This is a genomic window from Ruminococcus sp. AM31-15AC (assembly GCF_003462045.1).
GTDB classification, from domain to species: Bacteria; Bacillota; Clostridia; order Oscillospirales; family Ruminococcaceae; genus Hominimerdicola; species Hominimerdicola aceti.
The window spans coordinates 15,543-39,323 of record NZ_QTYG01000025.1 but is presented as its reverse complement, the minus strand read 5'-3'; the positions used below and the strand labels follow the sequence as shown (position 1 = coordinate 39,323).

Annotated in this window: 22 protein-coding genes, 1 tRNA gene and 2 pseudogenes; 14 read left to right on the top strand and 11 right to left on the bottom strand. The window is 44.4% G+C overall.

Annotated elements, in window-relative coordinates:
• Positions 1-171 precede the first annotated feature (171 nt).
• Together DW793_RS08530 and DW793_RS08525 are read left to right on the top strand one after the other, a co-directional pair.
• Positions 172-1,386, top strand: coding sequence for an iron-containing alcohol dehydrogenase (locus DW793_RS08530; RefSeq protein WP_117903538.1), 1,215 nt, complete (start codon positions 172-174; stop codon positions 1,384-1,386).
• 153 nt (positions 1,387-1,539) lie between these two features.
• On the top strand, positions 1,540-2,124 hold the full coding sequence (locus DW793_RS08525) for a GNAT family N-acetyltransferase (RefSeq protein ID WP_147338057.1): 585 nt from the start codon (positions 1,540-1,542) through the stop codon (positions 2,122-2,124).
• Positions 2,125-2,189: 65 nt separating this feature from the next.
• Here the strand turns inward: DW793_RS08525 and radA are convergent, their stop codons facing one another.
• The 7 genes and pseudogenes from radA to DW793_RS08495 all read right to left on the bottom strand — a co-directional run bounded on the left by radA (position 2,190) and on the right by DW793_RS08495 (position 7,656).
• The gene (radA, locus tag DW793_RS08520; protein WP_118157628.1) at positions 2,190-3,563 is read right to left on the bottom strand and encodes a DNA repair protein RadA; all 1,374 of its coding nucleotides are present in this window, start codon (positions 3,561-3,563) and stop codon (positions 2,190-2,192) included.
• 131 nt (positions 3,564-3,694) lie between these two features.
• A pseudogene (locus tag DW793_RS08515) lies at positions 3,695-4,556 on the bottom strand (stage 0 sporulation family protein).
• A 41-nt stretch (positions 4,557-4,597) separates the two neighbouring features.
• Entirely contained in the window at positions 4,598-4,918 is a 321-nt protein-coding gene (locus tag DW793_RS15395; RefSeq protein WP_252969776.1) for a hypothetical protein, read from the bottom strand.
• Entirely contained in the window at positions 4,888-5,592 is a 705-nt protein-coding gene (locus tag DW793_RS15390; protein WP_252969774.1) for a DNA polymerase III subunit, read from the bottom strand. Before DW793_RS15390 ends, DW793_RS15395 begins: the two co-directional genes overlap by 31 nt.
• Positions 5,593-5,626: 34 nt before the next feature.
• Entirely contained in the window at positions 5,627-5,950 is a 324-nt protein-coding gene (locus DW793_RS08505; RefSeq protein WP_022287895.1) for a cyclic-di-AMP receptor, read from the bottom strand.
• Between the two features lie 57 nt (positions 5,951-6,007).
• Positions 6,008-7,339: a PLP-dependent transferase gene (locus DW793_RS08500; RefSeq protein WP_118157627.1), complete on the bottom strand. Its 1,332-nt coding sequence runs from the start codon at positions 7,337-7,339 to the stop codon at positions 6,008-6,010.
• A gap of 2 nt (positions 7,340-7,341) precedes the next feature.
• The gene (locus tag DW793_RS08495) at positions 7,342-7,656 is read right to left on the bottom strand and encodes a sigma factor-like helix-turn-helix DNA-binding protein (RefSeq protein WP_117896913.1); all 315 of its coding nucleotides are present in this window, start codon (positions 7,654-7,656) and stop codon (positions 7,342-7,344) included.
• A 366-nt stretch (positions 7,657-8,022) separates the two neighbouring features.
• Between DW793_RS08495 and DW793_RS08490 the strand changes: the two genes are divergently transcribed.
• The 9 genes from DW793_RS08490 to DW793_RS08450 all read left to right on the top strand — a co-directional run bounded on the left by DW793_RS08490 (position 8,023) and on the right by DW793_RS08450 (position 16,694).
• Positions 8,023-8,250: a DUF896 domain-containing protein gene (locus tag DW793_RS08490; protein WP_118157626.1), complete on the top strand. Its 228-nt coding sequence runs from the start codon at positions 8,023-8,025 to the stop codon at positions 8,248-8,250.
• Positions 8,247-9,233 carry a helix-turn-helix transcriptional regulator gene (locus DW793_RS08485; protein WP_118157625.1) on the top strand — a complete coding sequence of 329 codons (987 nt, stop codon included), beginning with the start codon at positions 8,247-8,249 and terminating at the stop codon, positions 9,231-9,233. The genes DW793_RS08490 and DW793_RS08485 overlap by 4 nt, the downstream gene beginning before the upstream one ends.
• Positions 9,234-9,515: 282 nt before the next feature.
• A complete protein-coding gene (locus DW793_RS08480; RefSeq protein WP_252969777.1) occupies positions 9,516-11,102 on the top strand; it encodes a potassium/proton antiporter in 1,587 nt (528 codons plus the stop codon).
• Positions 11,103-11,224: 122 nt separating this feature from the next.
• Complete coding sequence (locus DW793_RS08475; protein ID WP_118157623.1) at positions 11,225-12,076, top strand: helix-turn-helix domain-containing protein; 852 nt, start codon at positions 11,225-11,227, stop codon at positions 12,074-12,076.
• A 555-nt stretch (positions 12,077-12,631) separates the two neighbouring features.
• Positions 12,632-12,913, top strand: coding sequence for a hypothetical protein (locus DW793_RS08470; RefSeq protein ID WP_117896909.1), 282 nt, complete (start codon positions 12,632-12,634; stop codon positions 12,911-12,913).
• A gap of 146 nt (positions 12,914-13,059) precedes the next feature.
• Positions 13,060-14,490, top strand: a complete 1,431-nt coding sequence (locus tag DW793_RS08465; protein ID WP_252969772.1) for a sensor domain-containing diguanylate cyclase — start codon at positions 13,060-13,062, stop codon at positions 14,488-14,490.
• The gene (locus tag DW793_RS08460; protein WP_118157621.1) at positions 14,487-15,572 is read left to right on the top strand and encodes an ABC transporter substrate-binding protein; all 1,086 of its coding nucleotides are present in this window, start codon (positions 14,487-14,489) and stop codon (positions 15,570-15,572) included. The genes DW793_RS08465 and DW793_RS08460 overlap by 4 nt, the downstream gene beginning before the upstream one ends.
• Positions 15,557-15,754 (top strand): hypothetical protein, encoded by a 198-nt coding sequence (locus tag DW793_RS08455; protein ID WP_118157620.1) that lies wholly within the window; start codon positions 15,557-15,559, stop codon positions 15,752-15,754. The genes DW793_RS08460 and DW793_RS08455 overlap by 16 nt, the downstream gene beginning before the upstream one ends.
• A 442-nt stretch (positions 15,755-16,196) precedes the next feature.
• The gene (locus tag DW793_RS08450) at positions 16,197-16,694 is read left to right on the top strand and encodes a type II secretion system protein (RefSeq protein WP_252969765.1); all 498 of its coding nucleotides are present in this window, start codon (positions 16,197-16,199) and stop codon (positions 16,692-16,694) included.
• Between the two features lie 186 nt (positions 16,695-16,880).
• Here DW793_RS08450 and DW793_RS08445 read toward each other — a convergent pair whose 3' ends face one another.
• Together DW793_RS08445 and DW793_RS08440 are read right to left on the bottom strand one after the other, a co-directional pair.
• Positions 16,881-17,285, bottom strand: a complete 405-nt coding sequence (locus DW793_RS08445; protein WP_022287877.1) for an ImmA/IrrE family metallo-endopeptidase — start codon at positions 17,283-17,285, stop codon at positions 16,881-16,883.
• A gap of 3 nt (positions 17,286-17,288) precedes the next feature.
• Positions 17,289-17,636 (bottom strand): helix-turn-helix domain-containing protein, encoded by a 348-nt coding sequence (locus DW793_RS08440; protein WP_038672082.1) that lies wholly within the window; start codon positions 17,634-17,636, stop codon positions 17,289-17,291.
• Between the two features lie 317 nt (positions 17,637-17,953).
• Between DW793_RS08440 and DW793_RS08435 the strand changes: the two genes are divergently transcribed.
• Positions 17,954-18,430, top strand: a complete 477-nt coding sequence (locus DW793_RS08435) for a hypothetical protein (RefSeq protein WP_046441307.1) — start codon at positions 17,954-17,956, stop codon at positions 18,428-18,430.
• A 411-nt stretch (positions 18,431-18,841) separates the two neighbouring features.
• Here DW793_RS08435 and DW793_RS08430 read toward each other — a convergent pair.
• Positions 18,842-18,918 (bottom strand) — tRNA-Arg (locus DW793_RS08430).
• 43 nt (positions 18,919-18,961) lie between these two features.
• Positions 18,962-20,913: pseudogene (gene metG / locus DW793_RS08425) on the bottom strand (methionine--tRNA ligase).
• Positions 20,914-21,664: 751 nt separating this feature from the next.
• Between metG and DW793_RS08420 the strand changes: the two are divergent.
• Together DW793_RS08420 and DW793_RS08415 are read left to right on the top strand one after the other, a co-directional pair.
• Complete coding sequence (locus DW793_RS08420) at positions 21,665-23,023, top strand: MATE family efflux transporter (protein WP_118157618.1); 1,359 nt, start codon at positions 21,665-21,667, stop codon at positions 23,021-23,023.
• Positions 23,024-23,038: 15 nt separating this feature from the next.
• Positions 23,039-23,746: a histidine phosphatase family protein gene (locus DW793_RS08415; protein ID WP_117891898.1), complete on the top strand. Its 708-nt coding sequence runs from the start codon at positions 23,039-23,041 to the stop codon at positions 23,744-23,746.
• Positions 23,747-23,781: the final 35 nt, after the last annotated feature.

Sequence of the window (23,781 nt, the reverse complement as noted above, 5' to 3'; positions counted from 1 at the left end):
ATACTTATATATGCTATGTAAAAGTTAATAATTAATAGAATATTCATAGATTATGTTAGAATAGTTCATTGACATTTTGTATAATTAAAACCAAGCAAAGAGAGAATTTGTGTGAGATTTACACAAACCTCTTTGAACACATTATTACATTACATATAGGAGGAATTAGAAATGAGATTTACATTACCAAGAGACCTTTATCACGGCAAGGGAGCATTGGAGAACCTGAAAACACTGAAAGGTAAGAAAGCTATCATCGTAGTCGGCGGCGGCTCAATGAAGAGAAACGGTTTTCTCCAGAAAGCAGAAGCTTATCTGAAAGAGGCTGGAATGGAAGTTAAGCTTCTTGAGGGCGTAGAGCCAGACCCTTCTGTAACAACAGTTATGAATGGTGCAAAGGTCATGCTCGAATTTGAGCCTGATTGGATCGTAGCAATGGGCGGCGGTTCACCTATCGACGCTGCAAAGGCTATGTGGATCAAGTATGAGTATCCTGACTGCACATTTGAAGATATGTGTAAGGTATTCGGTATCCCTGAGCTGAGAAAGAAAGCACACTTCTGCGCAATTTCTTCAACATCAGGTACAGCTACTGAGGTAACAGCATTCTCTATCATCACAGACTATGACAAGGGTATCAAGTATCCTATCGCTGACTTTGAGATCACACCGGATGTAGCTATCGTTGACCCTGACCTTGCTGAAACAATGCCACAGAAGCTGACAGCTCATACAGGTATGGACGCTCTGACACACGCTATCGAAGCTTATGTTTCAACAGCAAACTGTGCATATACAGATCCGCTTGCTATCCACGCTATCGAAATGATCCAGAAGGATCTCGTTGATTCCTACAACGGCGATATGGGTGCAAGAGATAGAATGCATGACGCTCAGTGTCTTGCAGGTATGGCATTCTCAAACGCTCTGCTTGGTATCGTTCACTCAATGGCCCATAAGACAGGTGCTGCTTTTGCTGATTACGGTGCACACATTATCCACGGTGCAGCTAACGCAATGTATCTGCCAAAGGTAATCGCATTCAATGCTAAGGACGAAACAGCTAAGAAGAGATATGGCGTTATCGCTGATTATATGCACCTCGGTGGTTCAAACGATGACGAGAAGGTAAAGCTCCTCATCGAGTATGTAAGAGGCATGAATGACAAGCTCAACATTCCTCACTGCATCAAGAACTATGGTACAGACAGCTATCCATGTGAGGAGGGCTTCGTTCCTGAGAACGTATTCCTTGAGAGACTCCCTGAGATCGCTAAGAACGCTATCGCAGACGCTTGCACAGGTTCTAACCCACGTCAGCCTTCACAGGAAGAAATGGAAAAGCTCCTCAAGTGCTGCTACTACGATACAGAAGTTGATTTCTAATTCTCCAGATTATAGAACAGAGAGCGTCCCGAACTTGTTTCGGGGCGTTTTCTGCTTTTTTGTGTATTTCGCTTAAAAACACTTGATTTTTACTAGACTTTATGTTATAATTTTAGTTAGACTTGGGAAATTTTATTATATAAGCAGGGGAGAGTGTTTATTTTGCAGGATATGGACTATTATTTTTCTCATTTTCCTGTGCTGGAAACAGAAAGACTCATACTCAGGGCGAAGACCGCTACTGACGCAGAGGATATGAAAACCTATATGGCTGACGAGAACCTTTACAAATATTGGGGCAGAAATATGACAAGGCAGGAAAGAGAGCCGTCGCTTTTTTTCGGACGCACTCTTAACAACGGCAAAAAGGATCATATAAGCTGGGGGATAGAGCTAAAGAAAAATCATAGGTTGGCAGGGGAGGTAAACCTGTTTAATATCGAGAATGACAGACAGGCAATGATAGGCTATCGTATCTCGGCGGCGTATCAGAACATGGGCTTTGTCACCGAGGCTCTCAGGCGTGTAATCAGATTTTGCTTTGAGGAAACAGGCGTTCAAAGGCTTGAAGCTGAGGTCATGACGGTGAACGTGGCTTCAAACAGAGTAATGGAAAAATGCGGCTTTACCTGTGAGGGAACAAAGCGTCAGGCAAAGTTTGTGAACATCTATACAGACTTCAATATCTATGGGCTTCTCAGAAGCGATATTATGGGAGAGCGTGCGGCTTCTACATAAGACAGAAAAATAACGGGCGGAAGATTTGGTCTTCCGTCCGTTTTGTGTTGTTCTGTATTAGCTTATCAGCCTATAGCTTTGAACGCCTCTCTTATTGAGCGCACACCGATTATTTTCATTGAAAACTTGCTTGTGTCAACGCTTTTCAGCGAATGTGCAGGAACGATACAAGTTTCAAAGCCCATTCGTTCGCACTCCGCAAGGCGCTGTTCACAGTGGGAAATGCTCCTAAGCTCTCCGCCTAAGCCTATCTCGCCAAGGGCGATAAGCTTGTCGCTTATAACCTTGTCCGTCAGCCCTGAATAAAGCGCCAATGCCACCGATAGGTCAGCCGCAGTGTCATCAAGCTTTAATCCGCCTACAATGTTGATGTAAACGTCCAGCCCACCGAAAAAATATCCAAGCCGCTTTTCAAGCACAGCTATTATTATCGCCATTCTGTAGTAGTCAAAGCCCGTGGCAGTACGTCTTGGGGAGGCAAGCACGCTCTTGCACACAAGTGCCTGGACTTCCGCCATAACAGGCCTTGTGCCCTCCATTATGCAGGCAACGCAAGTTCCCGAAGCGTCTGTCGGTCTGCCCTCCAAAAACATCATAGAGGGATTTTCCACCTCCAACAGTCCGCTGTCAGCCATTTCAAACATACCTATCTCGTTCGTTGAACCAAAACGGTTTTTTATGGCTCTCAGTATCCTGTAGGTGAGATTTCGCTGACCCTCAAAATACAGCACGCAGTCAACAATGTGTTCCATGACCTTTGGTCCTGCGATAGCACCGTCCTTGTTGACGTGACCTACTATGAACATTGGTATCTCTTCCGACTTTGCCGTGCGCATGAACATATTTGTACATTCTCTGACCTGCGTCACAGACCCCTGCGCTGAGGATATCCCGCTTATGTTCATGGTCTGGATAGAGTCGATTATGACTATCTCAGGCTTTTCTTTTACTATCACAGAGCATATCTGCTCGCAGTCATTGTCTGCAAGAAGATACAGATTTTCAGAATCAACATGAAGCCTGTTTGCACGAAGCTTTATCTGCCGTACAGACTCCTCTCCCGATACATAAAGTATGGTGTGGTCTTGCCCTAAATACTGACATATCTGCAAAAGCATTGTGGATTTTCCTATGCCCGGTTCACCGCCCAGAAGCACCAGAGAGCCTTTCACAAGCCCTCCTCCAAGCACTCTGTCAAGCTCTTTCAGCCCCGTTGCATAACGTATCTCATTGTAGCTTGCGTCAACGCTGCCTATGCCAACTATCTTGTCGGAAATATCCCTGACAGTCGTGGGCTTAGACTTTGCACCGCCCGCCCTGACCGCAAGCTCAACCTCCTCAAAGGTGTTCCATTCGCCGCAGTTAGGGCATTTGCCGTTCCATTTTGAAGTTTCATATCCGCACTGACTGCACACATACGAAGTTTTCACCTTTGCCATATGGACGTTCCTTTCTGCATATTTATCTGATGATTTGCTGATATATAAAAATGCTGCGCCGATTTTGTGTAGGGGCGGCGCCCCCCACAGCCCGTTGATGCTGCGGTGATCGCTCGTGCAAAGCGCTGAAATTACTTGCCCTCAAGACCCTTGAGAGCCTTTATCTCGTCACGGTCGAGCCTTATAACAGAATCCTTTATTACCTCAATATCGTCTTTCTTTACCACAACTACATTGTCGTTTTTATCCATTTTAACTCTCAGCTTGCCTGTGAGCAGATTTACTTCCTCAACAATGCCCTTTCCGTCAGCCGTTCTTACGATAGCGCCCACCTTTGGTGTGTGCTTGAGAAGATCCTCATAGCTGTCCTGCTCGTATTTCAGACAGCACATAAGTCTTCCACAAGTGCCTGAGATCTTTGTAGGGTTAAGCGACAAGCCCTGCTCCTTAGCCATTTTAATAGAAACAGGCTGGAATTCGCCCAAAAATCTTGAACAGCAGAAAGGCTGTCCGCAGATGCCAAGACCCCCAAGCATTTTTGCCTCGTCACGAACGCCTATCTGACGAAGCTCTATCCTCGTTCTGAATACCGCAGCAAGCTTTTACAAGCTCACGGAAGTCAACTCTGCTCTCTGCGGTAAAATAGAAAAGAAGCTTGTTGTTGTCAAAAGTACATTCAACGTCGATAAGATTCATTTTCAGCTTGTGAGCGGCTATCTTCTGCTCGCATATCTTGAAAGCGTCCTTTTCCTTTTGTCTGTTTTTTTCGATAGTTTTCATATCGTTAGGGGTGGCAAGCCTTATAATGCCTTTTACGGGGTTTGTGAATCTTGTTTCGTCTATTTCCCTGTCCACAAGCGCAACTTCACCACATTCAACGCCCCTTGCGGTCTCAACGATAACTTTGTCGCCCATTTTAACGTCATAGTCTTTTGGGTCGAAGTAGTATATCTTGCCAACGCTTTTAAAGCGTACTCCGATTATTTTTAACATCTCTTTTTCCTTTCAAATATATATCACGGCTTTGCCGTCAGCTACTTTCCTGTGACAGAATATATCTGTCCTGCCAGACTGTTTATAGTCAGGCTTATGTTGCAGTTTGCGTCTATCCTGCCTATGTAGTCAGAAACTATATCGTAAAGCCTGACCGCCTGATCTGAGGAAAGGCTTCTGCTGAGCGTCTTTGCACCCTCTTTCGCACAGCTCACAGACTTTTCACTTTCTCCCCCGAGCCTGAATGCCGCACTGTCACGGAGTATCTCTTGAAAAAGGCTCAGCCCCTCTCTCAGCAACGTTTTTTTGCCGTCTGCCGCAAATAGCGTTTTCAAAACGTCATATTCGTTTCCGCCGCACATTGCGTCGCACAGACCTCTTGCAGCTTCACGCTGTCAAAAAACTGGGAGTGTTCAAGATACTCGACACATCTGCCGATATTTCCACGTCCTGCGGAAACAGCTTCGCTTATGAGCGCAGGGGCAGTGGCAGGATATTTCTCCTGCAAACACGCCATGCTCTCAGCCTCCGTGACAGAGGTCATGCCAAGAGAAAGCACTCGTGAGATTATGGTAGGCAGAAAAATTTCCTTGCTCCTCGCCGTAAGTATTATAGCGGTATGTTCAGGCGGTTCTTCAATAACTTTAAGCAGAATGTTCTGCACCTGAATAACAGTGTTCACCGATAAGTCAAGGTCAGGGATTATGTATACTTTCATTCTCGCCTCGTTCGGTGCAACGGGAGCTTCCGCAACTATAGGTCTGATAGAATCGTCAACGATATAGTTGCCGTTGCTGTTTGCCTTTGCCACCATAACGTCAGGGTGAACTCCGTCGGCTATCATTCTGCACGTCCTGCAAATGCCGCAAGGCTCGCCTGTCTGACGTTCGCACAAGAGTGCCGCCGCTATCCACCGTGCAAGGGTCTTTTTACCAAGCCCCTTTTCTCCGTGTATCATTATGGAGTGCGGCTCTCTTTTCTTTTTTATCATCTCAGATACGAGCCTGCGAGGCTCGCTGTTTCCGTATATTATCAAGCCCTCAGACCCCTTTCTGAAAATTTTCTATCCCTTAGACTTTCTCGAAACGCTCGATATCAGTAACGAAAATAGTTGCGCCGCCGATAGCCACCTCAACAGGATATGAAGCTGCACCGTCAGGCTCCATGATAGTAGATGACGGAACGAACTGCTTTCTTTTCTTTGAATACTTTTTGCAGACCTCTATAACAAGGTCTACCTGCTCATCAGGGCAGCAGATAAGAAAAGTGGTGTTTCCTGACATAAGAAAACCGCCTGTTGAAGAAAGCTTTGTGGCTCTTATGCCGGCTTTCAGAAGTCCTTTATTTACAGCGTAGGTATCATCGCTGTTTACGATAGCATAGACAAGTTTCATGACTTTTGCCTCCTGTTATTTTTGATGTAGGAATAGCTTTTTTAGCTACACCTTATATTATAGCACATTTATGCGTTCAATTCCATAGTTTTTCAAAATTTTTATTACCTGCGGTGTTATCTCCTCGCCGCTCACTGCCACAGGCACAGAGGGCTGACAGCTTGTGACGGTCATTGCGCATATAAGACCGCAGGCGTCCTCTACGTTTACGGTGTGCTGAGCTGAAAAAGCCGCCTGCCTTATACCCATGCGTTTTATCCCTTTTGGTATAGCGGGTAAGTCACCGAAAAGCCTTATCCTAGGCTGTTTTATCTCTGAAAACGCCTTTTCCAGCTTCAAAAAGTCCTCCTCGCTGTTGAAAGGCGACGGCATAAGCACAACATATTGTGTGTCGCTGTATTCAGGCTCGATGCTATATTCCCTCAGCCTGTCTGCAAGGTCGTCACCTGTGATACCGCTTTTGTATGCGGCAACGGTTATCTTCATAGGCTCTTCGCCTATGGTATGCCAGCCGAAAGCTGTTATCCTATCTTTGCAGACTTTTACCCTTTCCACAGTGCGTTCAAGGTCACGAGGAAAACTGCCATTCACATAGTCAGCGCAAAGGTCAAGGCTCTCCATTATAAGATAGGAGGGGCTTGTTGAGCCGAACATTGACATTATCTCTTTGGCGCAATCATCATAATTCGCAGGGGAGTGATTTGAAATATGAAGCATTGCTCCCCCTGTGTAGCATGGAAGCGTTTTGTGAGCAGAGTCACAGCACATATCAGCCCCCAAGTCCATGGGGTGCAGGCTCTCAGGGAGAAACTTCAGATAAGCTCCGTGAGCGTTGTCGCAAAGAAGAGGTACACCGTATTTCCTGCAAACCTCGCTCATGCCCTTTATGTCGCTGAGATCGCCAAGATAGTCAGGTGAGGTCACATAAACGCAATCTGCCTTTGTCCTTGACAGCACCTCCTCAACGTCCTCGGGAGTGACGCTTCCTGCGCATATAGACGTAAACTCGCCCTTTGGATATATCCATTCCACGTCAATGTCAAGGAGTATGCAGGCATTTATAAACGCCTTGTGGACGTTTCTTGGTGCGGCAACAGTTATCTTTTTTCCTTGTCCACTGCGACATACTATGCCAAGCATTGCCTTTATGCAAAGGCTCGACCCCTCGGCAGAGTAAAAAGTCCGCCTGCTGCCATAGGCTTCCGCCATTTTGGCTTCGCTCTGTGCGATGATCCCCTCGGCTTCAAAAAGATAGTCCGCACCCTTTATTTCAGTGATGTCAAGAGCCTCAAGACCGTGAAACTTTCTACCCTTGTGACCGGGCATATGAAACCTCGCTATGCCTGACTTTGCATATTCTCTAACGAATTTATTCACAGGTGCGTTCAATGCTATCTCCCTTTCAGTGCGCTTTTGAGCATGGCAGGCTTCATGCCGCAGGAAATGCGCTTTCTTGCAAGCCCGATAGTTCTGGATACTGTGGATTTTGAAACACCCTCTGCGTCGGCTATCTCCTGCATTGTCATGCCCTTTGTATAATACATTATTATATAACATTTCTGCCGTTTCGTCAAATTTTCCCGCACTATTTCACGCATGAGCCTGTTTTCTATGGCAGAGGCAGGGTCGGGACTATCTTTCTCGGTGTCACGAGGACTTGAGATATAGTTTTGTGTAAGCTCGTATGATACCTTTGTGTGCTGCATAAAAATCCTTTCTTTATCTTTTTTTGATGTTTTCTGACCATTTTTTTACCCACTATATATTGTGGGCAAATTTTTGGACAAACACAATTTTCAAAATTCTTGTTTAATTTGTGGGAAATTAAACGGACTGTTTGTGCATTTTACCATTGCAATTTAAAGAAATATGTGTTATAATGTATCTGCAAATTTGTTTGAGGGTGTTTTGTTGGACTTATAAATATAAATAAAGAAAAAAGCCGATATGAACATCTTTTGAATGAAAAGGGCGGTATTGTGTAAGCTGCCCGTTCTATTTTGAGCCGAATACTGCGGATAAAAATAAAAACACGGGGCAGTGTGAAGCTTTAAGGAGAAGTGTAAAAATTTATGGAGAAAGTAAAGCTTAACAGATTGTCTGAGCTTACTGCTATTGCGAGAAAAAGAGAGCTTATCGCAGAGGAGAAGTCTGAGCGTGAGGCCTTGAGAAACGAGTATCGCAGAAGCGTTATAGCTAACCTGACAGGTCAGCTTGAAGCCACGACGATCATTGAGCCGGACGGCTCAAGAATTAAGGTTTCGGATATGAAACGCAGCGGGGAGGATAAAATAAAGTGACAGGAGTTTCCAGACAGAAACAGAAGCTTTTGACCATGAAAAAGCTTTTTGAGACCAAGACAGACGAAAAGCACACCATTACAGGAAACAGGCTTATCGAGATCCTGGGCGACTACGGCATAAAGGCTGAGCGTAAGACTATCTATGACGATATCAAGACCCTCTGCGACAGCGGAATGGATATTGAGATAACTAAGGATGGTCACTCCAACGCTTATTATCTTGCTCAAAGGCTGTTTCAGGACGAGGAGCTGTATGTTCTTGCAGACGCAGTTGCTTCAAGCAGGTTTCTTACACAGAAGAAATCGAAGGAGCTGTTAAAGAAGATACAATCACTTACATCTGAACACAAGGCAAAGGATCTGCGCCGAATGGTCTATGTGTCAAACAGGACAAAGACCTTCAACGAGCAGATATACTATGCTATAAACAGCATACAAGAGGGCATTTTCAGCGGCTTGGAGATACACTTCAAGTATTACGAATACACCGTTGAAAAACGCAAACAGCTTCGCCACGGCGGCGAGGTGTATACGGTTTCGCCGTATTCTCTGGTTTGGGAAAATGACAACTATTACCTTGTGTGCTATTGCGAAAAGCATGAAAAGATATGCCGCTACAGAGTTGACAGAATGACTCAGGTCACTGTTACAGATATCCCCAGGAGGGAGCTTTCCGAGGAGGAGAAGACAGAGGTCACAAATCGTCAGACTATCTACGGAATGTACGGCGGCGAGCTTATGACGCTGAAATTGCAGTTTGACAATAAGCTCATAGATGTTGTAATGGATCGTTTTGGTGAGAAAACCATATGTCACAAAAATTCCGACAATACCTTCTATATAAATGAGGAGGTGCAGGTCGCACCAACATTCTGGGGCTGGCTTTTCCAGTTCGGCTCACAGGCAAAGGTGCTTGGACCTGAAAGGGCAGTGGAAATGGCAAAGGACGCTATTTCAGATATTGCCGATTGCTACAAATAAAAATTTGGACAAGGATAAAAGAGCCGAGATATAAATAGGCGAACGTCTGCTGTAAAAGGCAGGCGTTTTTTTATTTGGATATACTGCTTCACTATTGATTGTAGCACATATGTTCGATATTGTCAAGGGGTAATGTAAAATTTCCTTAAGATGTGGGCAAAAAGTTGACAGCACAGGGGCGAATATGTTATAATATTTACACAAGCAAAGGCGCTTTGAGTAGAAGATACCCAAAGCGCTATTTTTATAATAAGGTAAAAAGGGGTGATAAGCTTGACCACAATGCTCATTTTATCTTCTGTGATAGTGCTGTGCTGTGTGTTTTTCAATAAAATATCGGACAAGTTTGGGCTTCCTGCATTGCTGGCGTTCATTCTCCTTGGAATGTTGTTCGGCTCTGACGGGCTTTTTAAAATAGAGTTCGATAACTATAAATTTGCCGAGGAGATATGCTCGGTGGGACTTGTTTTCATAATCTTCTACGGAGGCTTTGGCACGAAATGGAGCGAAGCCAAAAAGGTGGCAGGCAAGTCACTTATACTCGCTTCCGCAGGAGTTTTGCTCACAGCCTTTGCAACGGGAGCATTCTGCAAGCTTGTGCTGGGCTTTGAGTGGCTGGAAAGTCTGCTTATAGGTGCTGTTATAAGCTCCACAGATGCCGCTTCGGTGTTCTCTGTACTTAGAAGCAAAAAGCTGAATCTGCGATACGGTACGGCTTCAATACTGGAGCTTGAAAGCGGAAGCAACGACCCTTGGGCTTATATGCTCACGGTTATAATACTTTCAGTAATGAAAGGTGGTGCGACGGCAGGAGGCTTTGTTGTGAGCTTGCTTGCACAGGTGTTCTTCGGTGTGGGCTTCGGTGCGCTTATATCTTTGGGCGCAGTGTATCTCATAAAACGTGTGCGATTTGACGCAGCAGGCTTTGACGCTATCTTTGTTACTGCCATAGCTATTCTTTCCTATGCTCTGCCCTCGGCGGTGGGCGGAAACGGCTATCTTAGCTGTTACATTGTGGGAATAGTCCTGGGCAACACAAAAATATCAGGCAAAACAACCCTTGTGCATTTCTTTGACGGAATAACGGGCTTCACACAGATATTGCTGTTTTTCCTCCTTGGACTTTTGGCATTCCCGTCACAAATGCCGTCAATAATACTTCCTGCGGCGGCGATAGCATTGTTTCTTACATTCGTTGCAAGACCTGCGGCTGTTACTGTTATCATGAAGCCTTTCGGTGCAAAGTGGAAGCAGATAGCCCTTATCTCATGGGCAGGACTAAGAGGAGCGACCTCCATTGTTTTCGCTATCATGGCGACAGTTGATGACGCATATATGAAAAATGACGTTTTCCATATCGTTTTCTGTATCGTGCTTATGTCTATCGGTATTCAGGGTACGCTTCTGCCGCTGTTTGCTAAAAAGCTCGATATGATAGACGATGAGGAGAACGTAATGAAAACGTTCAATGACTACAGCGACGAAACGGAAGTGCAGTTTATAAAGCTTTCCGTTCAGCCGGACAGCAATTGGGCAGGACGGAAGATAAAGGATATACCGTTTCCGAGAGGTCTGCTTGTGGTTATGATACTTCGTGACAAAGACAAGATAATACCTACAGGCAAAACCCAGATACTTGCAGGGGACGTTGTGGTGCTCAGTGCGGCAGGCTTTTATGATGACAGTCATTTTGTTTTAAGCGAAATGAACCTTGATAAGCATCACGAGTGGTGCGGTCTGAAAGTGTCAGAGATAACAATGTCAGAGGACAGCCTGATAGTAATGATAAAACGTCAGGGGCGTATACTTATCCCAAACGGCAGACTGCGGCTCAAAGAAGGAGACGTGCTTGTTGTCACATCAGGATAGAGAATATGCAGGCGGCGGAAAATTTCTGCCGTCTTTTTTACTCAAAAAATCAAGCACAATAATAAAAAGTATGCTATACTATAAGTACAGTAACGTTACTATATATACGAGGGGGCAGGGGAATGAGAAAGGAAGACCAGAACAATTTCTGTATTTTCACCACAGCACTTGATTATATCGAACACAATCTGTGCAGTGAGTTCACGCAGGAGGATATAGCGGCAGTGTGCTATTGCTCGCTTTCAGCACTTCAGAAATTGTGGAGATACGCCACGCATACGAGCCTTAAAGAGTATATCTCAAAAAGGCGGCTCACTAATGCAGGGATAGATCTTCTTAATACTGATATGACCGTCATGGATATCGCCATGAAGTATCAGTACAATTCCCACGAAGTCTTTACAAGAGCGTTCACAAAGCAGTGGGGCGTTGCACCCTCGGTGTTCAAGAAAGAGTGGAACAAGAGCTGCGGACTTTTTCCAAAGCTCAACCGTGACTATTTAAAAGGAGCATATTATATGGGCAACAAGAAATTTGACGTAACTGAACTTTTTGATTATCTCAACGAGAGAACAGGCACATATGTATTATGTTTTGACATTGTTGGACTGATGAGGATAAACGATGAAATAAGCAGAGAGGCAGGGGACAAGGTGATACTTGAGAGCCTTAAAAGGATAAACGCCGCCGCAGGGGAGGATATGCCTGTTCTGAGGATTGGCGGCGACGAGTTCGTTATGGTGACAGGGCTTGACGATGTTGACGAGGTGACAAAGATAGCGAAAGCTGTCATGTCGAAAAACGGTGGTGAAACTGCATACAAGGGTGGCACAGTGCCGGTATCCATAAGGTCGGGAGCGGTGATGATAAGAAAGCCGCTGAAATATTCAATGCTCTGTCATGATTTTGACGAGGTCATAAGCTTTGCGATAAATGACGGAGAGGTGCATTTTGCAAAGGCGGAGCAGAAATAGCATTTACAGCGAGGGCGGACGGTGGTCTGCCCTTGATTTTTATGAAAACCACTTTGCTTTTCTTATCAGCTTATTTTCAGTGTCTTTTCATAAAACTATCATATTGAACAGGTATTATATATACAAGGTCAGAGGAACACCGAGAAAGACCTCAGGCAAAAGCTTTGAGCGCTTACTGAAAGTTCCGTCAACCAATTACTCATAATGAGTTTTCATATATAATTTTCCTTCATTCTTCTTTTCATTTCATCTCGCTGTGCTCTGATTTTTCAGAGTGCGGCAAAAGTGAAATGATACAGGAAAATACATAACTTTAGCATTCCCCATTCATAATTTTTTCTTCATATTATACTTCTTACTTCTCTGAAAGACCCTGCGGTTTTTGCCGCGGGGTCTTTTGGATTTGTAGAATTTATATCAAAACAAACGTTCCTATCTGTGCATATCGACAAAAAACTTGCTGTCCAAAAAATTACCCCTCAAATTCATCAAGTTGTGTTATCATACATACAGCCCCGAAATAGAAAAAGAAAAAATATGAGGATGTGTGTAAAAATGATATGGATAATCATGATGAATGTTTTTATCGTTGCGGCAGGTGCAGGCGGCGATAGGTGGCTTATGAAAACTATAATGAGAATGGTGCTGTTTTTCCTGTTTGTTGCGGTGGCAGAGAGAAACATGGGAGCAGTGTTTGCCGCAGGCATCGTGTTCACAGCGGCATGGGCGGCGCTGTCGCTTTTTGAAGCGGAAACCAAAAAGAAACGCCATGCGAATAAGGTCAGACAGTGCCGTGTAAGAAAAGATATAAACCGTACAATACAAATTGAGCAATAATTAACAAAAAAATCACTTATTTTATGGGCTTATGTGTTATAATTAATAATGATTGTAATAATTTAGCCTGAGAGGTGATACAGCTTTTGAAAAATTCTGCTGATTTTGAACTGTATGATAAAATAAAAAAATATAGAAGATCTATTTTGAAAACAAGCGTGTCAGTGATGTTCATTGCTTGTATGCTTGTGTATGCGTGTGCCTGCTATTACAGCGGTGTGAACGCATTTCATAAAGAGGCTCAGCTTTGCTCTGCCATAAATGCGGAAGCGGATCAGAACGTGGCTGCCTTTATGAAGAAAATGGAGGATACTGCCAAGCTTATAATGGGCAATGAGGACTATGCGAAATATGATCCTACTGATACGTCAAAGAGCGAATTTGCCGTGCTTAATGAGGAGAATGTTCTCACTGAGAGGCTTATAGAGCTTAGTACGCTGGGCAACTATACGGATTTTGGCATTGTAAGCAGTAATGAACATAATGTGGGAAAGATAACCGACGGTACAAAGGATATCTTTGATGACGAGATATACAAGAGAATTTCCGCTCTTATGGGTGACAGCAAGATAAAATGGTTCACGGGACAGGACGATAACTACAGACGAGTGTATTTCGCAGGCAGGATAAATGACGATCTTATTTTTATCTCCTCTGTGTTTTCAACAGAGTTTGATCTTGTTTTTCTGCCCTCTGACAATTACAGCGAGATAAATACCATGCTGTGTGATGACGATGGCAGGATAATCTATGCTAACGACGGAAAAAGAGTTGTCGGCGAAAAGCTCGATGAAAAGCTCTCTAAATTCCTTGAGGGCGGCACCGGAGTCACCGTTTCGGATATGACTACTATCTGTGCTATTGATGATTGCAGTGACGATTGGGTGGTCATTACTACCGTGGATATGTCAGACACTTTGCGCCATTATGTGAGAACAGGGCTTAAATGCTTCGGTATCTTTATTTGCTGTGCAGTCATATTTATTATGATATCTGCGGCAGCGGCGGCGGATAACGATCCGCAGAACGGACCGAAGTTTGGGAAATATCCAAAAGTGGACGAAAATACAGGGCTTTTCACTGCGGAATATACTGAAAACAGCATTATGGATAAAATGGAAACTTGTATCTCAGGCTCGACTATCGCATTTATTATCGTGAAAATAACAAATCTGGAGCTTATAAGGCTCAACTATGGCGAGGAGATAGTGGCGGAAGCTGAGCGAAAGGTCGCTGAAATACTGGTGGAGAACCGCAGGGAGGGCGATATCTGCGGAATTTTCAGGGAGGGCGAGTTTGCTCTGTTTGCAGACCACACGGACTTTGACCTTGTTAAAGCTTATGGTAATGTGAGGGCTTATGTTAAAGAGCTTAACGATAAGCTGAAGAAATGTTGCCTTGACGATGACAGGGGCTACATAAAATGTGCAGTGGGTGCGTCGGTCTACCCTGAAACAAGCGATGATTATGATGAACTTTACGAAATGGCGGAAAAAGCCTGCGAGAAAGCAGAACACAGCGAGGACGCAAGAGCGGTGATATATGATAAAAAAGAGGAAGAGGTGAGCCGTAGTTGAAAACACGCATTGTAAGGTGTGCGGCTTTGACCGCTTCAGCGATCTGCACAGTGACTGTCATGACGGGCTGTGCATTGTCTGAAAGAAGAATGGAGCATAATGTAAAGACCGAGGTGTCCTTCTCGTGGTGGGGCAAGGACGCGCGTAACGAGTATACTCTCGACGGGCTTAAAGCCTATCAGAACAGCAACAAGGACGTTGTGGTAAGACCTGAGTATGCAGACTTTGACGGCTTCAAAACACGAATGGACGTGGAATTTTTCTCTGACACCACCGCAGATATCATGCAGTTAAACTACAGTTGGCTCTATGAATATTCTCCCGACGGTGAGGACTTTTATGACCTTAATGAGCTGTCGGAATACATAAATCTCTCAGCATTTGATGATGACAGCCTTTCGTACGGCACTATAAACGGCAAGCTCAATGCCTTGCCTACCGGTACGAACTGTATAACCTTCTACTATAATAAGACGATGTATGACAGATATGGTCTGAGCCTGCCTGAAAATTGGTCTGACCTTATAAATGCGGCAGAGGTCATGAAGTCAGATGAGGTCTATCCTGTTGAAATGACAAAAAAGGCGGCTTATCTCAGCTCTGTGGCGTATGTGGAGCAGGTAACGGGAAGAAAAATGTTATCTGACAGCGGCGAGTTTCAGTATACCTTGGAGGACGTAAGGCTCATGCTCGCCTTTTATCAGGAAATGCTAAATAAAAAGGTCACAAAGCCTGCGTGGGATTTCGATAGGAACGATCTTGAAAAGTGCCTGACGGCAGGCGTGGCTTCCTGGATATCAGACGCAGAGTATTACTGCGAGCCTGCTCAGAAGCTTGGCTTTGACATCGTTATAGGCGACTATCCAAAGCATAAGCAGGCAGTGAGCAGCGGTTGGTATAAAAAGCCCACTAGCGTTTATGCCATAAAGAAAAATACCAAGTCCCCTGAGGAAGCCGCAAAGCTTCTTGACTACCTTGTGAACGGTGAGGAAATGGCTCTCCTGCAGGGTATGGGAAAGGGCGTGCCTGCATCAAAGGCGGCATTGGAAGCCTTGAAGCGAGGGATATGCTTGACGGGATAGAGTATAAAGCCAACGAGAAAATGGCAAACTCAGAGGAGCTTGAAATAATGTCCCCGAAGCTCGAAGATCAGGGGGTACTTGACCTTTTTATAAGCACCTCCGAGTCGCTCTATTATGGCAGGGCGGAGATAGAAAACGCTTCTGAAAATCTGTATAATAAGATGAAGGAATTATACAAATAGTTAAATACGCGAAACAAATAGTGCAAATTGTATTCAAAAAATGAATGAGAAGTGTACAGAGTACACAAAAATAACGAAACTGTTAAATAAGTCTTGACAATTTATTTGTTTTAAGATATAATTAAGAACGATGTAAGGTAATACATCATAAAACGGTGTGTGACAAAGTGTGTGACAGAATTTCTTGTGAGAATGTCAACATAGTGTTACCAATCGTCAAAATGACCGATTGAAAATTAGTTTTTCGTCAAGTTGAACAAAGTTGAGAAAAAAACAGAAAAACTATTGACATTTTGGACAAGATGATGTATACTTTAATCATGGTGATAAGGAGAACGCAAAGAACTCCGAAAGCCGCTTAATTATTGGAAAGTAGCTGCTTAAATCGGCTTGCGGCACTTTTATAAACAAATTTATTTAATTTATTATGGAGGGATTTTCTATGAAGAAATCTAACAGAAAAGGTTTCACCCTTGTAGAGCTCGTAGTTGTTATCGCTATCATCGGTATCCTTGCAGCTATCCTCGTTCCTACAATGATGAACTATGTAAAGAAGTCAAAGCTCAAGACAGCTAACTCAAACGCTAAGCTCGTTTTCACAACTGTAAACAACGAGGCTGCTGATTTGCTCGTAAACGGTGAAACAGTTGGTTCTGGCGACGGTCAGACAGCTGCTGTAAATATCAAGACAACTCTTGGTGCTCTTACTGGTACAACCACAGCGGATAAGCTTGGTAAGGCTGTATACGAGGCTCTTAAGGACAATGGCGACGGTGCTGGTTGGTGCGTATATTCTATCGGTACTTCAGGTAACGTTGAGTATGCTCAGTGGTCTGACGTTCCGACACCAACTAGTGGTGTTCTTGGTCAGTATCCTGATCCTTGCAAGGATCCAGATAAGGCTAATCATGATTTTGGTTCAAAGGTTACAAGCTGGTAATCGTGATTTGAATTTTCAGAACCGCTCATTTGAGCGGTTCTTTTTTTGTCTGAAAATATATAAAATAGCCAATCAGAATAGCCTGCCTTTGTGCAAATGGTAAAAATCTATGGAATAGCTTGTCTTTTATTAAGATAACAAAAAAGGCATACCGCCGAGAGCGTTAACTCCCTCGGCGGTATTTTTCTACCCAAAATAAACCCCATAATACCTGCAAGCCTTTATCATAAAATCCTCGCTCACATCAAAATGCTGCGCAAGCAGATAAATACTGTCCAGATTTTTCTTTATGGCTTTGATAAGCTCGCTTTTCGGTATAAGATTTTCTATCGCCCATTTGTCTGCTCGGTATTCATGCTGTGAGATGTTGTCTGCCGTGGCGTATCTGTTGTAAAACGCACCCTTTACGCAGTGACCTATCTCGTGAGCAGTGCGCTCCTTCAAAAGCCTTGCAGGCGTCTGGCTGTCTATGCCGATCGCACAGCCACCTGCGCCAAAAAGCGATATCGCCCCACACTTTGGACAATCAATAAAATCTATAGTTATGTTCTCTCTACTGCAAATATCATACAATTCCTGTATGTTCGTCATCTCTCACTTTTCACCAGCCTTTCTGCGCTTTGCTTCCTCTCTGAGCATGACCATTTCTGCATACTGCTTGACCTCGTCAAACATTTCGTCCGTCACTCCAAGCGTGCCGTTGAATAATGCATATTTCAGTTTCGTGTCAAAATCTTCTTCCCTGCCAGATATAAGATATTGTACGCTCACTCCAAATCTGTTCGCTATCTTTGTAGAATTCTCTGCGGAAAGTCGTTCCGTCCTGCCTTTGCTCAGCTCAGATAAACAGCTCCTCGTTATAGACAGCTCCTTGCACATCTGCGATACCGTCATATGGTTCTCCTCGCATAGCTCTTTTATCCTTTTGTACATTTCGGTCATATTTTCTTCCTCCAATTGTGATCATTTCACAAAAATACAGAAGTCTGTATCAAATTCGCTAATACCTATTGACTTTTGCAGAAGCCTGTAGTATACTGTATGTATCGTTAGTACAGATATCTGCATAAAATCTGGCTTTGATATAATTATAATACATTTCTCTGTAAAAGTCAAGAGGATAAACCGCCCCCCTTTTTGACATCTCCGCCCCGAGAGATATACAGAAAACGGTTATCTGAAATGTCATTGCTTTATTTTATTTACAGTATATCATACTAACTGTCCAAATGTCTGTACAAAAAGGCGAAAGGAGAAAAATGTACGATAATATAGATTATTCCGTAGAGGTAAATTCCATAAAAAGGCTTGCACCCTCAGCGAGTCGATATAATTTCAGAAGCGGTGGAAGCAGAGTTAATACAGCCGCACTGCGAAAGCTTTCACAGTATCGCAAACTAAGGTGGCAGGAGTGGAAGCTTAAAGAAGATATCTGCGAAATGTCCTCACAGCTTGCCGCAGTGGGGGAGCATTGCGGCAGGGTAGCCCACAGAGGGAAAAAACTTACTGACTTGTGGCTTGACCTTGCAAAGGTGCAGCTTCGCTTGAGAGAATGTGAGGAGCTTGCGGCAAAAATGCCAAAACGCTATCGTGGCGTGGTGAAAAGCCGCTATTTTGACGGCTCAAAGAAGCACCCACCTGAGTGGGGAAGCTCCGCCGCAGAGTTCGGCTTTCCCTTTGGAGGAGAAGAACTGCGCAGGCGAGTGACAAAGTGCCTTAATGAAATATGCAATTAATAAAACGCCTTATACAAGGTAAGGTTTAAATGCCCGCCACGGCGAACATATAACTTTCCCAGCATATCACGCCTATGGGCGGAAATAAAAAATCCGCTGCCATAAATGATAGCGGATTTGGTGCAGGTGCAAGCACCTACAAAGTAAAAATAACAACTCAACTACACCAAGCGGCGTAGTCGTAAGATTTAAAAGGAAGTTGGGCGTAAATCGCCCGCCACGGCGAACATATAACTCTCCCAGCATATTACGCATATGGGCGGAAATAAAAAAAACCGCTACCATAAATGATAGCGGATTTGGTGCAGGTGCAAGCACCTACAAAGTAAAAATAACAATTAACTACACCTAGCGGCGTAATAGTAAGATTTAAAAGAAAGTTGAGCGTAAAATGCCCGCCACGGCGAGTGCTGGTGCGCCTGACAGGAATCGAACCTGCGACCTCAAGAGTCGGAGTCTTGCGCTCTATCCAACTGAGCTACAGACGCATATAAGGAGCGGAGATCCGCTCCTTGTTTTTTATAAATTTTTTTATCTAAGCTTAGCTCCGCATGGCAAGTCCTGATCCGGGAAAATAACGCTTGCCGCACCGTCAGGTGTGTCAGCCGCACATATCATGCCGTTTGACTCAACTCCGCAAAGCTTCACAGGCTTCAGATTGGCTACAATAACTACCTTCTTGCCAATAAGATCTTCAGGCTTGTACCATGCCGCAATGCCTGATACTACCTGCCTGCCGCCAAAACCATCGTCAAGCTGTAAGCAAAGAAGCTTCTTGGACTTCTTTACCTTCTCGCAGTCCTTAACAAGAGCAACTCTCAGATCTACCTTTGCAAAATCATCTATGGTTATCTCGTCAGCTATAGGCGCAGGCTCAAATCCATCGTCAGCCTTTTCCTCAGGCTCTGCATTGCTGCCTATTATCTTGTTAAGCTCCTCTATCTCCTTGTCAACGTCAATTCTTGGGAAGATTATCTCACCCCTGTGAACTGTAACGTCAGCAGGAAGTACACCAAACTTGCCAGCGTTCTCGTATGTGATGTCGCTCTCAGCCGCACCTATCTGCTCCCATACCTTTGGCATTGTTGTAGGCATAAAGTTGCTGAGAAGCGTTGATACTATCCTGATAGTTTCAAGCAGATTGTAAAGAACTGTCGCAAGTCTTGCCTTTTTGCTCTCGTCCTTGCCAAGTACCCATGGAGCTGTCTCGTCAATGTACTTGTTAGCCCTGGATACTACCTTGAATATCTCAGCCAAAGCATTGTTTATCTGAGTCTTGTCCATGAACTCGTCTACCTTTGCAACAAGTCCCTTAGCCTCAGCCATAAGCTCAGCGTCAAAATCGCCGGCCTCTCTGTCAGCAGGAAGCGTGCCGCCAAAATATTTGTCAGCCATAGCTACAGTTCTTGAAACAAGATTGCCAAGACCATTTGCAAGGTCAGAGTTTATTCTGTTTATCATTATCTCGTTTGAGAATGAGCTGTCTGCACCCAAAGCCATTTCACGGAGAATGTGGTATCTGATAGCGTCAGCACCATATCTCTCGCCAAGAATGAACGGGTCAACAACGTTGCCCAAAGACTTGGACATCTTCTGTCCGTTGAATGTTATCCAGCCATGTACAGCAAGGTGCTTAGGCAGTGGAAGATCAAGTGCCATAAGCATTGCAGGCCAAATGATAGCGTGGAATCTCATGATATCCTTTGCGACCATGTGAACGTCAGCAGGCCAGAACTTGTCAAAATCATGATACTGCTCGTTCCAGAAACCAAGTGCAGAAATATAGTTAGAAAGTGCGTCTATCCAAACGTAAACAACGTGCTTGTCATCAAATGTAACAGGAATACCCCACTTGAAAGTGGTCCTTGATACACAAAGATCCTCAAGACCGGGCTTGATAAAATTGTTTACAAGCTCGGTGGCTCTTGTCTTTGGCTGGAGATAATCTGTCTCAGTGAGAAGCTTCTCTATCCTCTCAGCAAATGGCGACATCTTGAAGAAGTAAGCTCCTCCTTAGCCTCTGTTACCTCTCTGTGACACTCAGGGCAGCAGCCGTTTTCATCAAGCTGTGACTCAGTCCAGAAGCTCTCGCAAGGTGTGCAGTATTTGCCCTTGTATTCGCCCTTGTAAATGTAGCCCTTGTCATAAAGAGCCTTGAAGATCTTCTGAACAGTTTCAATGTGATAATCGTCAGTAGTTCTGATGTATCTGTCATAGCTGATGTTCATGTAGCTCCAAAGCTTTTTGAAAGTCTTGACTATCTCATCAACATATTCCTTAGGTGTAACACCCTTTTCAGCAGCCTTCTGTTCGATTTTCAGACCATGCTCGTCAGTGCCTGTGAGGAACATGACATCATAGCCCTGCATACGTCTGTATCTTGCAATAGAATCGCAGGCAACAGTGGTGTAGCAGTGACCGATATGAGGATTACCGGAAGGGTAATATATCGGGGTAGTGATATAAAACGGTTTTTTCTCCATATAAAGGACCTCCGTAAAAGAATTTGCATAAGCAGCATTTCTTATATTATACTACTTTACAGTGGTTTCGTCAAGCGGTAAAGCGAGTAAAGTGAGGAGTGAGGAATGAGGAGTGAGGAGTGAGGAATGAGGAATGAGCAAAGCTGACCAAAGAAAAGAACAAGCATAAAGTAAAAAACAGCACCGAGCGTAGCGAGAGATAAAACGCAGGCTCAAGCCCGGCGTTAGAGGGCTTGCAGGGTCAAGGGACAGAGTCCCTTGTGGGTTCTTAGGGCAAAGCCCTGAGCGGAGTTTGAGGCAGAGCCTCATTCGGCGTAAGCCGACAAGGTGCAGATTAAAGTGTAAAAAGCACATGAGAGCCATATATCAAACAAACCCCATATCGGAGTACAAAATCTGCACCGCCCACCCTCGCCCTGAGCAAATGTAAATCCGCAAAGAGCGTAGCGATTTTGCGGCACAACGAACTTCCCCTAACAATCTGTAGGGGCTGGCGCCCTCGACAGCCCACCCCCCTTGACATTTCGCATTATTGTTTATCTCACAACCCTTGATAACCCCACAAACATCGGTAGGGGCGAACATCGTTCGCCCGTGCTCAGAACTTGCATAAATTCTGAATCATAGAGGACACCACCCGATTTGTGCTGATTTAACAAATAATTCATACACATTTCGTATAAAAATGCTATAATAAAAAGGTTAAAGTATATATTCTAAGAAAAAGTAACTCTAAGGTGGGAATCGTAAAATGGAAGAAGTAAGAGAAAATAAAATGGGAACGCAGCCCATAGGCGATCTGCTGTTCAAAATGTCCCTGCCGATCATGATATCCATGCTCGTGCAGGCGCTCTATAATATCGTCGACAGCATATTCGTTGCCAAAATAAGCGAGGACGCACTCACTGCCGTGTCACTGGCTTTCCCTGTGCAAAATCTTATGATAGCCCTCGGTGCAGGCACTGGTGTCGGTATCAACGCACTGCTGTCAAAATCACTTGGTGAGAAGAATTTCAAGCAGGCTAACAGCGCCGCCAATAACGGCATTTTCCTCTGCCTTGTGAACTTCGCTATCTTCGTGGTTTTCGGTGCATTTTTCACCGGGATCTTCTATCACTCACAAACCTCAAACAAAATAATTATCGAATATGGCGACCAGTACCTAACCGTCATCACCCTGCTAAGTATCGGTCTTTTCTGTCAGATGACCATGGAAAAACTCTTGCAGGCAACAGGTAAAACTATCTATTCAATGTATACTCAGGGAATAGGCGCGGTGATAAATATTATCCTCGACCCTTGCTTTATCTTTGGCGTGGGCTTCTTCCCTAAGTGGGGCGTAACAGGTGCGGCTGTGGCTACCTGTATCGGTCAGTTCACCGCTGCAGCTTTCGGACTTTTCTTCAATATGAAGTTCAACAAAGAGATAACCATAAACCTTGTGAAGTATAGACCGCAGGCGAAAATAATCAAGAAGATCTACGCTGTCGGTCTGCCGTCCATCATAATGCAGTCTATCTCTTCTATCATGACATACGGTATGAATAAAATACTTATCGGCTTCTCAAACACCGCCGCCGCAGTTTTTGGTGTGTATTTCAAGCTTCAGAGCTTTGTTTTCATGCCTGTTTTCGGACTTAATAATGGTCTTATCCCTATCGTTGCCTATAACTATGGCGCAAGAAAGAAAAAGCGTATCACAGGTGCAATAAAATATGCCATGATATATTCTGTGTCTATCATGATAGTCGGAACTATCATAATGCAGATTTTCCCTGTACAGCTTCTGAAACTCTTTGACGCAAGCGATAATATGCTAAGCATAGGCGTAACAGCCCTGCGTATAATCAGCACACACTTCTTCTTCGCAGGCTTTGATATAATCATAATCTCATCATTGCAGGCTCTCGGCAAGGGACTTTCCTCTATGCTCGTTTCATTTACAAGACAGCTTGTTGTGCTTCTTCCTGTGGCGTATCTTCTTTCCCTTACAGGCAAGCTTGACGCTATCTGGTGGGCGTTCCCGATAGCCGAGGTATTCTCCATATTGGCGTCGCTGTTCTTCCTGAGAAGAGCATATAACGCCGAGATAAAACCAATGGCAGACTAACTAGGAGGTATTTTTATGCGGCTTATTTTTATCAGACACGGCGATCCCGATTACGTTCATGATACCCTTACAGAAAAGGGCAAGCGTGAAGCAGAGCTTCTTGCACAGCGTGTAAAGAATTGGGACGTTTCAAAGTTCTATGTTTCTCCCCTCGGCAGAGCGCAGCTCACAGCGGAATATTCTCTGAAGCTTCGTGGGGATACAGCGGAAACTCTCCCATGGCTGAGAGAATTTAACGGCATAATACCCACCTCTGACGGAGGACATCGTATCCCATGGGATATGTACCCCACTGAGTGGGCGGATAAAGAGATATACTATGACCGCAATAATTGGTTCAAGTCCGATTATATGCAAACAGGCAATGTTGAAGAACAGCTTAAATGGGTGCATGAGGGCATTGATAAGCTCCTTGCCGACCATGGTTATATCCACGAGAACGGTATGTTTCGCATTGAAAAGCACAGCGACGAAACCCTTGTGTTCTTCTGTCACTTCGCCGTATCAATGGTGATAATAGGACATATTCTTGGCATCTCCACCATGAATATGTGGCACGGCTTCAATATGCAGCCTACCTCTGTGACGGTCCTCGGCTGTGAGGAGCGTGAGGGCGACTATGGCTTTTTCAGATGCCACGTCATGGGCTGTACAAAGCACCTTGCAGGCGGCAATGAACCTATCTCCAACGCAGGCTACTTCACCGACGTTTTTCAGGATTAAATAAACCCGTAAGGGTGACTTTTTCGCTCACATAT